7 protein-coding genes and 2 tRNA genes are annotated in these 15203 nt (G+C 56.8%); 4 read left to right on the top strand and 5 right to left on the bottom strand.

All coding sequences use genetic code 11. The features are described 5' to 3' along the window. Nucleotides 1-233 precede the first annotated feature (233 nt). The 5 genes from KHW85_RS04170 to KHW85_RS04150 all read right to left on the bottom strand — a co-directional run bounded on the left by KHW85_RS04170 (nt 234) and on the right by KHW85_RS04150 (nt 9169). Complete coding sequence (locus KHW85_RS04170) at nt 234-6146, bottom strand: SdrD B-like domain-containing protein (RefSeq protein ID WP_291458916.1); 5913 nt, start codon at nt 6144-6146, stop codon at nt 234-236. 265 nt (nt 6147-6411) lie between these two features. After that, nucleotides 6412-7179 carry a hypothetical protein gene (locus tag KHW85_RS04165; RefSeq protein WP_291458915.1) on the bottom strand — a complete coding sequence of 256 codons (768 nt, stop codon included), beginning with the start codon at nt 7177-7179 and terminating at the stop codon, nt 6412-6414. Nucleotides 7180-7476: 297 nt separating this feature from the next. Beyond that, a tRNA-Ser gene (locus tag KHW85_RS04160) sits at nt 7477-7565 on the bottom strand. A 76-nt stretch (nt 7566-7641) separates the two neighbouring features. After that, nucleotides 7642-7728: transfer RNA gene (locus KHW85_RS04155), tRNA-Ser, on the bottom strand. A gap of 76 nt (nt 7729-7804) precedes the next feature. Further along, the gene (locus KHW85_RS04150; RefSeq protein ID WP_178705768.1) at nt 7805-9169 is read right to left on the bottom strand and encodes an AGE family epimerase/isomerase; all 1365 of its coding nucleotides are present in this window, start codon (nt 9167-9169) and stop codon (nt 7805-7807) included. 176 nt (nt 9170-9345) lie between these two features. Here KHW85_RS04150 and pgm point away from each other — a divergent pair, with 176 nt between their 5' ends. The 4 genes from pgm (at nt 9346) to KHW85_RS04130 (ending at nt 15177) form a co-directional block, all read left to right on the top strand. After that, entirely contained in the window at nt 9346-11019 is a 1674-nt protein-coding gene (gene pgm, locus KHW85_RS04145; protein ID WP_178705765.1) for a phosphoglucomutase (alpha-D-glucose-1,6-bisphosphate-dependent), read from the top strand. A 153-nt stretch (nt 11020-11172) separates the two neighbouring features. Then, nucleotides 11173-12390, top strand: coding sequence for a hypothetical protein (locus KHW85_RS04140; RefSeq protein WP_291458914.1), 1218 nt, complete (start codon nt 11173-11175; stop codon nt 12388-12390). Beyond that, complete coding sequence (locus KHW85_RS04135) at nt 12383-13759, top strand: hypothetical protein (RefSeq protein ID WP_178705762.1); 1377 nt, start codon at nt 12383-12385, stop codon at nt 13757-13759. The genes KHW85_RS04140 and KHW85_RS04135 overlap by 8 nt, the downstream gene beginning before the upstream one ends. Beyond that, nucleotides 13756-15177, top strand: coding sequence for a multicopper oxidase domain-containing protein (locus tag KHW85_RS04130; protein WP_291458913.1), 1422 nt, complete (start codon nt 13756-13758; stop codon nt 15175-15177). The genes KHW85_RS04135 and KHW85_RS04130 overlap by 4 nt, the downstream gene beginning before the upstream one ends. The last annotated feature ends 26 nt before the right edge of the window (nt 15178-15203 follow it).

The following is a 15203-nucleotide window of genomic DNA, read 5'->3' as shown; positions in this document are numbered from 1 at the left end:
GAGCGAGCTAAACCAGGAATGGGAGAGCTAACGGGGGAATGGGAGAGCTAAAGCATGAGTCCACGATCTATGCCCCGCGCGCTCCGAAAAGACCGCAGCTCGGGCAGCATAAAGCGAACTCACGAAAGCATGCCCAGGGGACGTAACGATAAAACACGCAAAAGGGCCGGGCCCCGATTTTCATCGGGGCCCGGCCTGTGCCTTGCGCTTAGAAGCGCATTCGCGTTATGCGATCAGTCGCGGCGCTTGCGAGCTGCACCGACAGTCCCAACGCCTGCTGCCAGCAGCATGGCGGTGAGGATTGCGATCCACTGCGCATCCGAACCGGTCTTCGCCAGGATCGACTTCACGGGCTGCGAAGGTGACGGGGCTGCCGGGATCAGCGTGAGCGGGAAGTCCATATCAAGGTTGACTTCGCCCTCTGCCACGGTGACATCCTTGGAGGTTGCCACTGCCTCGTAACCGGAGGGAACCTCAATCGACACACTGTAGGTGCCGGGGAGGACTCCCTCGAAGCGGTAGTTACCGTTTGCGTCGGTCGTCGTGCGAGCAACTTCGTTGCCGGATGCATCCTTGAGGATGACGGTCACACCGGGGACACCGGGTTCACCGTTGTCAACACCGTTGTGGTCCTGATCGTTCCACACGCGGTCGCCGATGGTCGCCGGCTTGACGAAGCCGAAGTCAACGCCCTGGACCGAAGAGTCACCGATGGTCACCGATGCCTCGGTTGCGTTGCGACCGTTGTAGGCCTGCGTGTTGATCAGACCAGCCAGATCACCGGTGGTGGGATCAACGATCGACACCTTGTAGTTGCCGGGGGCGAGACCGGTGAACTGGTAGTTACCGTTTTCGTCCGTCGTCGTGGTCACGGGGTTGCCATCCTTGTCCAGGATGGGGTTGCCGTTTCCATCGAGCAGTGCAATGGTGCGTCCTGCGAATCGAGCTTCGGTGTCGCTCTTCGAGTAGCTGGCATCGGAGTCGCGGTAGAGCGTTCCTCCGAGGTTGTAGCCACCCTTGAAGGATGCCGAGGACTCGTTATTCGTCGGGTTATCACCGTACTGATCCTGGTGCGTGATCGTTGCGACGTTCGTGATCAGCGAGCCAACGCCCTCACCGGTGATACGCACGGTGATGGTGATGGTCTTGACCTCATCCTTCGCAATGGTCAGGTTCGACAGATCCCACTTACCGGTCTCTGCGTTGTAAGAGCCATCACCTTGGGCGGACACGAAGGTGACGCCTGCGGGCAGCTTATCGGAAGCGGTCGCACCGGTTGCCACGCTCGGACCATTGTTGGTCAGAGTGAGGGTGTAGGTGATTTCCTTTCCGGGTGCGAAATCGAAGGTGTTCTGTTCCTCTGCCGAGGGAGTGGTGATCGCCTTCTTAATCGCGGTGTCTGCTGCAGCAGTGAATGCCCAGTCCTGGTCCTCGTTGGTCATCGAGGTCGGGGACAGGGTGACCTTAGAGCTCAGGGAGAGGGTTTGGTTCTCCGAGGCCTTCACGTCGCCCGAAGGTGCGTGGCTCTGAGCGGTGCACTCGGGGCAAGCTGTTGCCAGCGAGTCCTTATCGACGGTGACTGTGTAGTCTCCGGGGGCCAGATTCTTGAAGGAGTACTTGCCGTTCTCATCGGTTGTCGTCGTGAGAGTCTTCTGAACTCCTGCAGGAGTCGTGTAGGTCAGTGTGACCTTCACTCCAGCAAGCGGCTTGTCTGCGCCAGAGGGAGCAGAACCACCGTTGTTGTCGACATCCCAGAAGATCGTGTCACCGATCTTTCCGTCTGCAACGAGGCCGAAGTCGACGGTCTCATCGTTCTGCCCCTCGGTGAGCGTCACGTTGCTCTCGGCACCGTTGGAATCCTTCTCGCCATCCGCAGCCGCGTAGGACTTGGTTGCGGAGTAGCCGGCGGGAGGAGTGAAGGTGACCTTGTAGCTCTCCTCGCCCGCGTTCGCGATGATCCGATCGACGTTCGGCATCAGGTTGGTGAACTCGTACTTGCCGTTGACGTCCGTGGTCACCGGCTTGACGGGGTTGCCGTCCAGGTCGATGACCGGGTTGCCAGCACCGTCGGTCAGAGTGACGGTGACGCCTGCGACGCCATATTCATCGGCATCCTGGATGCCGTCCTTGTTGGCGTCGAACCACACGTAGTCACCGAGTGATGCAGGCTTGACGAATCCAAAATCAACCTTCGAAACGTTGGCGTTCGAGGTAGTCAGAGAAATCGTCGGGGTTGTGAGCTTCCCCTTGCCTGCCTCGCTGCGCTTGGTCGAGGTCTGGTAGCCGTAGGTCTGCGTGTAGTCGGACAACGATGCGTTCTCTCCGTCAACGGTGGCTTGGTCGGGAACGACCTCAACCTTGTAGTCGCCCAAAGGCAGGCGGGTGAAGGTGTAGTTGCCGTTGGCGTCGGTAGTCGCGGTGATGTCAGCGCCAGAGGAATCCTTAATGGGGTTGCCGTTAGCATCCAGCAGGCGGACAGTCACGCCTTCGAAAGGCTTATCGATTCCGGGATCATTCGTCCAGGTGGCATCCGTGTCGTTGTAGATGGTTCCGGTGATGGAGCCGCCAACGGTGAAGGATGCGCTTGAGGTGTTGTTCGAAGGATCTGAATCCTTCTGATCGTATTCACCCAGAGTTGCCGTGTTCGTAATGGTCCTGCCCTCGGTGTAGGGGTTGACCTTCACCAGAACGTAGAGCGTCTGGGTTCCGTTCACCGCAAGGTTTGTATCCAACTGGCCGGAGGGCATTGCCTCCCAGTCGGTGTCCAAATTCGCGAAATCCGGGTTCGAACTGTGCTGTACGCCGATGCAGGGAGTGGTTCCATCAGTCTGGCACAGACGGACCTGCGAGGAGATAAATTCGATTCCCTGCGGAAGGACATCCTTAATCTTCATGCCAGAGGCGACAGCCGGTCCCTTGTTATTCAAGGTTATCGTGTACAGCATGTAATCGCCGGGCATAACCGGGTCAGACGACTCGATTGTTTCCGGGATTCCATTTGCATCCATGACCGGTTGATCACCGTTCACCTTAACGCGAGCAACCTTCTTGGTGACCGACACGTCAGTGGAGACGTTGATGCCAACCTTGGGTGCTTCGTTCGGCTGCAGGTAGGAGACCTTACCGTTTTCGGTCACACCGCCAGCCATTGCAACGGAGTTCCAAGCGATCAGGTTCGCGTTGACCGGAGAGGTCATGGTTGCCACGAACTGGATCTTTTCGCCGACCTCAATATCGCGGTTCATCACCAGGCGGAAGCCCTTAACGGTCTTCAGGTCAGACGGCGCGGGACCCCAAGCATTGGGCGTACATCCCGCAGGACCATCGTTCATTGCGCCACCGACGCTCATCACTTCACCACGGCAGGGGTTATCAACCGTCGTGTACTGGATTGTGATATCCGAGGCGGGAACCTCGGTGATCACGGGATCCTGACCCGACTTCTCCTTGATCGACTGGAAGGTCCAGTTGGTCGAGTTCAGGTGGGGCTGCCAAGAGGAGCCGCGTGCCTGAGAAGAGGCAGGGCCAACGCCCACGTCACCCTGGTGGGGGAGGATGTCATAGGCGACAACCTTCGTCAGGGGAGTGTTGCCAGTGTTTGAAATGGTGAAACGGTATGCGCCATCCGAACCCGGATCGATCTTTGCGATCTCTCCGGCAGGAACGAAGTCAGCATCCTTATTGCCCTTGACTTCCTTCGTGATGTTCATTGCGGGGGTGATCGCAACGTTGAAGTTGGCATTGGCGGAACAGAGGTAATCCTCAGTTGAACCATTGCCGTTGACGTCGAAGGTGTCTTTGTCGCGACCGCTGATGCAGTAGTTTGCGTTGCGCAGGCTCTTGTCTACAGCAACGTCCTTGGCGCCCTCACCAGGCATGTAGGTCATTGCCTGGTTGACGGTTTGTCCGGCAGGTGCGGAGCCCTTCACAGTCGTGTCGAAACTCGTGTACAGAGATCCTTCGACCGGGTCGGGGACAATCATGCGGAGCAGGGTACGTCCCGTACCGTTGTAGTTCTTCGTGATCTCGATCTGGACCTTGCTGAGGTCGTACTTGCTTCCATCAGGGTTGGTTAGAGGTGAACCAGAATTGAGGCTGACCGAAGAGGCATCGTCGATGTCGAAGCCTTCAGGAAGAAGATCTGCAATGGTAAACGGTGTGGGCGTACCACCTTGAGCAGCGGTACGAACAGAGCCATTGACGCCGAAAGATGCTTTCTTTCCGACGACTACGGGATTCGTCCTGACAACCTTGAATACTCCCACTCCGGGGAGGTCGTCGCGCACGCGCATCCAGGAGCACAAGTCATCGCTGGAAGCGAGGACTGCACCGGTGTCCTTATCCGTCAGAGTGCCGGTTGCACAGTTCTGGAAGCGGACGTAGTCGGGAGAAGCGACATAGTTGAAGTACTTCTCAGGCGGGAGGACCGGGTTGTAGTGGCTGGCGAAATCCGAGGGCTCTTCCTTGGGGAGGGAATCGGAAATCGTGCCTTGGAACCAGATAGATGCGCTGGTCTGAGGGGCAACATCGCTATCGATGGTGAAGCGGGTAATCCATTCGCCATCGGGAAGGGTGATGTTAGTCGTCTCGGTGTAGTTGGCGACAACGTGGTTACCCTTGTTGGTCCAGTATTCGAAAGTCCAGCCGCCCTTATCTTCATAGCCAGACTTGCCGAAGATGCTGAAGCGGTACGGGCTCACCATGGTCGGTTGGTCACAGTTGCCACCTGCAGCCTTTGCGTCCTGAGTGGACCATGTGCACGGCAGGGTGTCATCGAAGTGAACGTGTGTCGTGGTATTGCCGGTGTTGACAGCGCCGAAGCGCCATGGAGTGAGGCCCTTGCGAACTTGGTACTGGTTGTCGTTACCAGTCTTAATCACGCGACCACCAGGCTTACGAATGGCGAAACCGTGGGTGATTTCAGAGCTCTTGGTCATGACGGTTGTCGGGTCATTCTGAACCGCAGCCGTGATGGTGGCTTTGTTTGTGACCGTGTCGGCCGTCGTTACCGAACCTTCGGGGTATTTCACGGTAACGAGGGACTCGATGGGGTTTTGCCAGGCCCACTTGTCATAGGACCACGTAACAGTGTGGGTTGCTGCATCGTAAACGCCGCCGTTGGTAGCGGAGACGAATACTGCCTTTGCAGGAAGCGGATCGACGACCTTAATGTCTTGGACCTGCACGAAGCCGGTGGCGTTGACGCCATTCTTCAGTGAGGAACCATTCCAACGGATGCCAACCTTATTGGGGTTGGTTTGGTCGATCTGCTGGTAGCCGTAACGCAGCTTATAGGTCGTTTCACCGCCGACAGCAGGGTAGCCATTCGGGTTTGTCGAACCGCTCTTCTCGATGGCGATATCGGTGTTCGCGGTCCACTTGGTGGTCTTTGAGTCATCGATAGAGTCAGCGTTGGTAGCCGTGAAGTTCACCTGTTGGGTGGTCGTTGAGTTGTTCGGCGCATCGTTGCCGTCGTAGTTCCAAGTGATCTGGATACGGTCGGAGGTTCCTGCGGGGATCGACTTCTTTAGGGGGAAGACGAGTTTCTTCATCCGCGGGTTGCCCGCCACAATGCTCTGCTCGGTGCGCAGAACCGTCGAACCTGTCACGGCGACTGCAGTGTAGAGGTTGTCTGTTAGCGCCGTACCCGCAGGGGTAACGGGTGCAGGAAGCAGCACTTCAATGCTTGCGCCTTCACAGGGGGTGGTCACCGACGAGCAGGCGTAGTTGATCGTCGTGATCTGCTTGTCGCGAATCGCAAGGGTAGGACTGTCGTTCGTGACCGTCATTGCAAGGGTTGCCGGCTTCGAGCTGGTCGAACGTGCACGACGTGAACGAGGCTGGTTTGCCTCTGCAGAAGTACCTGCGTACTGAGTGGAGGTGCCCGAGGTGTTTGCCTCGGTTCCGCCTGCTGCAGGGGTCTGCGAGTTGGAGGCTGCCGTCTGCTCGGATGCGGAGGTGCTAGCGTCGCTAGCGTTCTCCGTTCCCGAGGTCGAGGTGGCCTGGGTGGTTTCGCTTGCGCTGTTGTTGTCTGCCGCAACACTACCGTTAAACGGAGTGAAGGAAGTCAACAGAAGCGAGGCTGCTGCAAGAGTTGCAACACCCGCCGCTCGCGCGCGCGTTTTTAAAAGTTTGGGATGTGACATCGAAAATCTTTCTCAATCGCACAATTTATAGGGATTCAGTATCTAATCTACAGTTCGAAGAATCGCTGGGCAATTGCTTGTGGAAATAGTCATTTCAAACTATTTCTTTCAAAAAAGTGGTTGACTGATGGCCATTTGTATGCTGTGTGTTCCGGGTACAACGAAGCCCCGCGATTCCAAGGGAACCGCGGGGCTGTATGAAGTCTAACCGATTACCTGGCGCCGCCATTGAAAAGGTGAGTGTAATAATGAGGTGTGGCTAGGCTTAGTTTCGAGCATCGCGTACAAACTTTTGCAAGGCTGCAATATGTGCGCTGCTTGCTGGGGTGTTTGGCTGGTTTATCGTCCACGTATTCCCGCCATTGGAAACTACAAGTGCAAGTGCTGTGCCGCCGTCGGGAGTAGAAATTGTCTGAGATGAGATGCTCACATCTTTTGCTGGCCACTGGTAACTTGCGATCTGCTCGCGATACGGGTGACGGAGGTCGAAAACGATTTCACTGCCGTAGAGCCAGCCTTTGACTGAATACAATGCGCACATTCGAAAAGTAGAGAAAAGACGGGCATCTGGATCTGTTGTATCGCGATCTGATGTGTTCCCCCAGACTGTTCTCTGTGATGAGTTATTGGGGTCGGGTAGTTCATATTCAGCTGCGGCAAACGAGAAAAATGGAGCAACGTCGTTATCCTCAGAATCGCCTTTGGCTGCTAGATCGATTGATTGTTCCGTTCTAATGGTCTCATCGACCTCGGCGTGGAATGTTTGCACAATTTTTTTGAATGTTTCTTGGTCTTGCCAATGTAGGTATACGCATGTGCCGCAACCAATGGCAGTGAGCACCGTGAGACCAAGGCATAGCCCTTGGAATGACTCTGAGAATAAGCCAGCTACAAGCGTCAACAAGAACAGGACACCACTTGTTTTTGCGAGAGGGGTGATGAAGTGCTTCCACGGTTTGAATTTGAATGTGTAGTAGTCGAATATTGACCGATAGTTAATGGTCGATCTTTCGTAGTGGTTCTGTGCACTCATCGGATGCTGGGCTTTCGTAGTAGGTGTTGATGGGGGCGTGAAGGCTGATTGGAAGTACGTAAAACCCTAGGCCCGCAGCTTGGATTCTATCAGTTAAAAGTACAAAAGTGGATGTTCCATGGATGCTCTTAGGTGCTGCATCTGAATTTCGTGCCGCACCTCTTAAGAGCTTGTTTTGGTCCGCATTGGGATAAGACGGTTAGTGCAACCGGTTGGGTTTGGATGCTAGTGGGTCAGAGACCTGCTCAGAAAATGTGACAAAGCCCCGCGATTCCAACGGAACCACGGGGCTGTTTGCGGAGACGGCGGGATTTGAACCCGCGAGGGGCGTGAACCCCTACCTCCTTAGCAGGGAGGCGCACTCGACCGGACTATGCGACGTCTCCAGTGCCGACTACTCTAAGGCATTTTCCCTTCGCGCGCGAAATGCGCACGCTGGGAAGCTCAGTATCGCCGGTACAGCGGAGGGCAAGGGATTCGAACCCCTGGTGCCATTGCTGACACAACGGTTTTCAAGACCGTCACCTTCGGCCACTCGGTCAGCCCTCCAGACCCGCCAATCATAGCGGATCTTGATCTATTCGCACATTCGTCTTTCCAAATGTGCCCTCGATCCCTTTATTTCTCAGCGGTGGCGACGGAAAGGCACCCACGAACGACGGTCAGCTGGCGCCTCTTCTGGATGGTCCAATAGGCCTCGGGAAATCGCGGAAGCAAACGGTGGCCACATCGGCACTCGGCCAACCAAAACGCACTGAATTGCCCAGGCGATATCGCCGCTGCGAGGCCTCGACTCTTCAATCCGCTCATTGTCAAAGGACAAGGCATGAAGCCACTGTCCAGGCTGGACAATAAGCTCATCGTTAATGAAATCCAACCACGAGCGGTAACAGTGTTCGTAGTGCTCGACTTCACCTTCGCTGGCACCGTCATCGCGCAGTGCTCGTGCAAGTGATACCGCGGCGCAGACGCCTTCACAGGCGACCCACATGAAGTGTCGGTCGTCCAGAATTTCCGCCTCGTGATGCTCGAAGCCCACCGAGGTCACAAATCCCGCGTAGCCCTTCTTACGCCATCCATCAACGCGTGCTCGCTCGAAGAAGTCTTGCCCGGCTTCGAGAAGCGCGTCATCACTCTTACGCCCTAGGGACCTCAAGGCTGCGCGAACCTGAATGCACAGCCGGGACCAGCGCAGCAAGCTGCCGATCTGCACGCCTTCAAGCACCGGAGTTGCAGACCAATGCTCCCATTTCTTCGACCAATCGGCCTCGGTTTGAGGAACGGGGGAGAGCTCCTCGATATCGATGTATTCGCCCACCCTCCACGAGGCCTCGCTTCCCATCTGCACGACCGTGCGGGTGATGGATTCGGCTCGGTCGATCCATACGGGGTCGGCGGTTGCCTCGGCAGCTGCTAGGTACGCCTCGGCGGTCGAAGCAAGGGTTCCAAGGGAGATAATTGGCGCCTTGTGCTGCGTACTTCCCGAGGCTATGGCTCCGTAGACCAGTCCGTTGGGGGCAAGCCAACGGCGCTCTTGCTCGTGGAGGGCATCAAGGAGGAGCTCGTGGGCACTGGGGCGATTGGCAACCGTCGCGGCCGCGCTCGCACTGATGAGCAGTGCGTTATCAAGCTGGTAGTCGATTTCTCCGCTGCGCACGTCAGCCTTGTATTCATCGGAATTGATGGTTTCCGGATCGTCGGTGGCAGTCGCTTCGGGAAGCTTGTGAAGATGATCGTGGATGACACGGCGAAGAGTCTTAGTCGCGTGGTCGGCATAGCGTCGTGAACCAGGAAGGCCAAGAAGCGTTCCCAAGGAAAAAGCGTGGAGCATTCGAGCGCTGAGGCTGAATTGATCGCGTTCACTGGGTTCCTCGCCGTCTGGACCTTCACTAAACCCCGAAGGCGTCGTACTCACTTTTGCTTCTGCGATCAGTGCTTGAAGTTGTGCTGACAGCCAGCGATTGTGCTCGATCGAATCCAACCAGCCCATGGGGGTCTCCTTTGTCTTCCATGCATGTCGCGCTGCGTCGTTGCCGGGGCGACATTCACATTGAGTTTAACGCAAGGGAGTAAAGCGTGTGAGTAGGCCAATCTGCTTGCGGAGTGAATCTGTCCCTTATCGTGAAATACCTTGCACGGTTTAGGGAAACATTGCAGACTAAAAGCATGTTTGATCGAGCTGGCACTGTTGCCCTTCCCGAAGACCTTACTGATATTGATGCGCTGATTTCTGCGTATTACGACATTGAGCCGGATCCCTCAAACCCCGATCAACGGGTGTCTTTTGGTACCTCCGGTCACCGCGGTAGCGCATTCGATGGCAAGTTCAATGAAGCACACATCGCTGCGATTACCCAGGCGATTGTTGACTACCGAGCCGAGCAGGGTTTCAACGGCCCGCTTTTCATCGGTCGTGACACCCACGCGCTGAGTGAACCCGCATGGCGCACCGCCCTGGAAGTCTTGGCCGCAAATAATGTCGATGTTCGCATCGACGCACGTGGTTCCTACACTCCGACCCCTGCGGTTTCTGTGGCGATTCTCGGTGCAAATGGAGCTCCCAAGCACCTGCGTACGACTGGGGAAGGGCTGGCCGACGGTATTGTTGTCACCCCCAGCCACAACCCGCCTCGTGACGGCGGATTCAAGTACAACCCGCCTCACGGTGGTCCCGCGGACTCCGATGCGACCTCGTGGATCGCCAAGCGCGCAAACGAAATCCTTGAAAAGGGCTGGCGCAGCGTCGATCGCGTGCTGGGTTCGGACCTGCTGGATCACCCCAGCATCCACCGTTTCGATTACCTCGCCTACTATGTCGATCAGCTTGACCAGGTGATCGATATTGATGCGATTCGCGAGGCCGGCGTGCGCATTGGCGCCGATCCCCTCGGTGGCGCTTCGGTGGACTACTGGGGAGCGATCGCCGAGCGTTACGGCTTGGAACTGACCGTTGTGAACCCCAAGGTTGACCCCGCATGGTCCTTCATGACACTGGACTGGGATGGAAAGATCCGCATGGATTGCTCCTCTCCCTATGCGATGGCTTCTCTTCGCGATGCAATGACTCCGGATGAGAACGGAAATACTCCCTACGACATTGCGACCGGAAATGACGCCGACTCGGACCGTCACGGAATCGTGACGCCCGACGGTTTGATGAATCCGAACCACTACCTGGCCGTTGCGATCGAGTACCTGTTCACGCATCGCCCGAACTGGCCCGCAGAAGCTGCGGTCGGTAAGACCCTGGTGTCCTCGGCCCTCATCGACCGCGTTGCTGATTCGATTGGCCGAAAGCTCGTTGAGGTCCCCGTCGGCTTCAAGTACTTCGTTCCCGGTTTGGTTAGTGCTGAGCTCGGTTTCGGTGGCGAGGAAAGCGCAGGAGCCTCCTTCCTTCGTAAGGATGGCACCGTGTGGTCCACCGATAAGGACGGAATTATCTTGGCGCTGCTTGCCTCTGAGATTCTGGCTGTTACCGGCAAGACGCCCTCGCAGCTGCACGAAGAACAGGTCGAACGTTTCGGGGCCTCGGCTTATGCGCGAATCGATGCGCCTGCGAACCGTGAAGAAAAGGCAAAGCTCGCAGCTTTGTCGCCCGAGGATGTTTCCGCAACCGAACTGGCCGGTGACCCCATCACCGCAAAGCTCGTGCGCGCTCCGGGTAACGATGCTGCGATCGGTGGTCTGAAGGTCACAACCGACGTTGCGTGGTTTGCTGCCCGTCCGTCGGGCACCGAGGATGTCTACAAGATCTATGCCGAGTCCTTCCGTGGGGCCGAGCACCTTGCTCAGGTTCAGGAAGCGGCGAAGCAATTGGTGAGCGAGGCCTTGAAGGGCTGAGTTTCGCAGAGAAAGCGTTGTGGGGTGCGGAGTTGCATTGCGGCGCTGCACCCCACTGTTATTCACGTTCAGGATTTGCGGCCTTGGTGGAAAAAGAGCCTCCTGACCGGTACCTTTAAGGGGTCTCAATAAAGCAGGAGAGGGCCGGTAAAAATGGTGGAGAAAACGCGCGAAGGTGCGGATACCTTAACCTCTGCACGTCCGCCTTTTCCCTGGCGCCGGATGATCCTCCTCATGGGTGCGGCAGTCGGACTTCTTGCGGGGCTTGACGCTGCTCTTGTTCGCTTGGGTGCTCTTGCTCCCGTGGGCTCTACTGATTTGGGTGCAATCCACGGAATCCTTATGGTCTACGGCTTCCTAGGAACAGCGATCTGTTTAGAACGTGCGGTAGCGCTGAACTCTCGTTGGGCCTACCTTTCCCCGGCCGCCTCGGCGCTCGCGGGAATTGCCGCCATCGTCATCTCTCAAAGCCCTGCGGTTGCCAATTTCATTGCCACATTGCCGCTTCCGGCTTACCTGAGCCGCATCCTTCCCGGATATCAATCCCAACGGATGCTTCCGGCAGTTCTGTGGACAATCTCCATGATCACCCTGATCATGATCTATCGGCACGTGTGGAGAAAACGTCAGGCCTCCTACGCAGTCCTCATCCAGCTGATCGCTGCCTGCGTCGGCCTGTGTGGGATCCTCTTGTGGATGCGAGGTCTAGAAGTCGCTCTCATCATGCCCTGGTGGCTATTCTTCTTGGTTCTGACGATCATCGGTGAGCGACTTGAGCTGGCACGCCTTGCCTTCAGTGAGACAACCGAGAAACGAATCTTGGTCTGGGTCGCTGCTCTGTTCATCTCGCTTGCGCTCACGCTGATTGTTCCCCTTGTCGCCTACCCGCTTCTGGGGATCTCCCTTGCGGCCCTTGCGATCGATATGGGTTATCACGACGTCGCCCTCAAAACCATCAAAATCCCTGGAATCCCGCGTCTTTCAGCAGTTGCGATGCTCGCGGGATATGGGTGGGCACTGCTTCCTGCTCTCCTCTGGATCGCCGCGCCACCAAGCTTTTCCGGCTACGGCTACGATGCGATTGTCCACGCCCTGACAGTGGGTTTTGCAGTCTCCATGGTCATTGCGCACGCGCCGGTTATTATTCCCTCGGTGATTCGTCGCGAGGTTCCCTACCACTTCTCGATGTGGGTCCCTTTGGCTCTTTTCCACCTGAGCTTGCTGATTCGTTTCCTGTCTGGCGCGCGCGAGGCCGCACTTCCCTGGCGCTTTGGCGGAGCGCTGGGAGTGTGCGCATTCCTCCTCTTCGTGATTACGACTGCGAGCGTGACAATTGCGAACACAAGGCGTGATCGGAGCGCCCATGCCTGAGATTTCTTCTTCTGGGGCGGGACTGAGTATCGGTGCGGGACCGGCGGGCGCTCCCACCGGCGCCCCGGGACGCGGACGCCCCTCCCGAATGCGCATCGATCGCTTGGGAACCACGTGGATGATCATCGCGGTTCTCATGGCAGTAGTAACCCTCTTCCTTCACCGCCACATGCCGCAGCCTCTGTGGACCATGATCCACTTGGTGACATTAGGCGTCTTAAGCAATGGAATTTTCCAATGGTCATGGTTTTTTGCCCGCTCCCTTGCACGTCTGGCAGCCGATGATCGCAGAGCCCACTCGGACAACCTGCGTCGGATGTTGGGCTTCAATGCATGTTTTGCTTTGCTCTTTATTTCGATGTGGCTTGGTTGGTTCATCGGAACTGTCGTTGCGGCAACGGGTATTGCTGCAATTGCTGCCTGGCATGGAGCCGCGATGCTGTCGGTTCTTCGCGAGCGTTTGGCCTCGCGCTTTGTCATTGTCGTGCGCTACTACGTGTGTGCCGCAGCTTTCTTTGTACTCACCGCACTTCTTGCTGGTTTCGTCACCACCACAATGTTTTCTTCTTCCATTCCCGAGGCCTTCCTGGCGATGCGCGATCGTCTGACCTTTGCGCATGCACTCAGTGGCGTCGGTGGTTGGTTGGGATTAAGCATCGGCGGCACCGCGATTACCTTGGGGCCAACAATCTTGCGTACGCGGATGTCTCCCGATGCAGTTTCTTGGGGTATTAAAGTTCTTCCGCCCTGGTGCGTCAGTTTGCTGATCGCGGTATGTGGAGCTCTCTTAGGAGTTATGCCCCTAGTCGGTGCCGGAATTTTAGGTGCGGCAGCCTGCGCGATTATGGGAATTCTTATCCCCTATGCGCGTGTTTTAGCAGCAAAGAAACCTCAAGAGTATTCCGCATGGTCATTCCTGATCGGATTGGGATGGATTGCCCTCGGCATTCTTTTCTTGGGAATCATGGCGCTTTTTGTCAGTACGCCGAGCCAGATACGGGTACTGACCATGATGTGGCTTCCGATTATTGGAGCGGGTGGTTTTGTCCAGCTTTTTGAGGGAGCACTGAGCTATCTGATGCCAGTTGTCATCGGAGGCGGTCCTTCGGTTGTCAGAATTGGTATCGCGATTCTTGACTGGCAGTTTGCGTTGCGCGTGTCGCTGAGAAATGGAGCCCTGTTCCTTCAAGTTGTCCTTTTCTGTGCTGCCGCAAGCACAGCGGTTACTACTCTTCGATACGCGCTCTGGCTGGTCGTGATTATGACCTTCGCAATTGACATCGTGATGTTTGCGCGCGCGGGAAAAAATCAAGCACGAGCGCGTCTAGAACGCATCAAAGAGATGAGTGAAAGTAGGAAGGCTCAATGAGCGAAGAAACCACCGGACCCTCGCGGGCAGCAATGGTCTTCACTGGCCTTGGCGCTGTTGTCGCACTGGTTCTTGCCAGTGTCCTAGCTGGCGGAAGTAACGCAACGCAAAACTCAGTGGCGGGGAATACCTCAAGCGTGGCCTCATCAACTCAGGTGAAAGAAACCGGCGAGACCACCCACGTGGAAATCGGCGTCCAAGGGATGTCCTTCACTCCCTCTGTCATTCATGTTCCTGCGGGAAATCGACTGCACATCACTTTCACAAACACCGCGGAGCAACGACATGATCTCGTTCTTGCTAGCGGTCAAACGACCGGCTCTCTGGCCCCCGGTGCAAGCGCGGAGCTGGATGCCGGAGTGATCACAGCCGATACCGAAGGCTGGTGCTCACTGCCAGGACACCGTGAGATGGGGATGACACTGAGCATCGTCGCCGATGGAGCACCGGGCGGCTCTGCCTCAGCAGGCTCGCACTCTGGCGGCGCCTCCCACAACCACGAGGTTGCAACGGGGACGGGAATCCCAACTGCAGACCAACTGCGAGCCTATGCGGCGAAAGTCGATCCCTATCCCGCTGAAGTTGCACCGGCCTCGGAAGAAAAAGATCACTACTACACCCTGGTTGCACGCGATGATATCGTGCAGAACCTGAGCGATGATGTCAGTCGGACGGTCTGGACTTTCAACGGGAACACTCCCGCACCCACCCTCCGTGGAAAGATTGGCGACACCTTCCACATCACCCTCAAAAACGAAGGAACCATGGGGCACTCTCTGGACTTCCACGCGGGTGATATTGCGCCGGATGAGGCCATGAAGACCATCGATCCGGGGCAAACATTGGAATACACCTTCACAGCGAAGGCAGCCGGTATCTGGATGTATCACTGCTCGACGCACCCCATGTCTATGCACATTGCTAACGGCATGACCGGTGCGGTGATTATTGACCCCACTGATCTGCGCCCAGTGGATCACGAGTACGCGATGGTTGCGACCGAGCTGTACTTGGGGGACAACGGTGGTACTGCGAACGCAACGAAGATCGCCTCGATGATGCCTGACCTGCAGGGATTCAACGGTCGCCCCTTCCAGTACGATGCGCACCCCCTCAAGGTGAAGGTCGGTCAGCGCGTGCGTTTCTGGCTGATGGATTCGGGCCCAAATACCGCCATGTCCTTCCACATCGTCGGTGGTCAATTCGATACCGTTTGGGATGAAGGTGGGTACACGCTCATCGACGGCGGCAATGCCATTAGCCGTGGGGGAGGGGGATCTCAGACCTTCCCCATGCTTCCTGCGCAGGGGGGTTTTGTGGAGCTTTCCTTTAAGGAACCGGGTACCTACACCTTCGTGAACCACATCATGAGCCTTGCCGAGGCCGGAGCTCACGGAAAGATTGAAGTAACTAACTAACCCACTTATATGGGGTGCGCGGCGCC

The sequence above is a fragment of the Actinomyces sp. oral taxon 181 genome (assembly GCF_018370895.1).
In the GTDB taxonomy this organism is placed as follows: Bacteria; Actinomycetota; Actinomycetes; order Actinomycetales; family Actinomycetaceae; genus Pauljensenia.
The sequence above is the reverse complement of the archived record's forward strand: the minus strand, read 5'-3'. Positions and strand labels throughout refer to the sequence as shown.

Coding starts and splice junctions, on each gene's coding strand:
- KHW85_RS04170 (WP_291458916.1), bottom strand. CDS start 6,146: ATGTCACATCCCAAACTTTTAAAAACGCGCGCGCGAGCGGCGGGTGTT.
- KHW85_RS04165 (WP_291458915.1), bottom strand. CDS start 7,179: ATGAGTGCACAGAACCACTACGAAAGATCGACCATTAACTATCGGTCA.
- KHW85_RS04150 (WP_178705768.1), bottom strand. CDS start 9,169: ATGGGCTGGTTGGATTCGATCGAGCACAATCGCTGGCTGTCAGCACAA.
- pgm (WP_178705765.1), top strand. CDS start 9,346: ATGTTTGATCGAGCTGGCACTGTTGCCCTTCCCGAAGACCTTACTGAT.
- KHW85_RS04140 (WP_291458914.1), top strand. CDS start 11,173: ATGGTGGAGAAAACGCGCGAAGGTGCGGATACCTTAACCTCTGCACGT.
- KHW85_RS04135 (WP_178705762.1), top strand. CDS start 12,383: ATGCCTGAGATTTCTTCTTCTGGGGCGGGACTGAGTATCGGTGCGGGA.
- KHW85_RS04130 (WP_291458913.1), top strand. CDS start 13,756: ATGAGCGAAGAAACCACCGGACCCTCGCGGGCAGCAATGGTCTTCACT.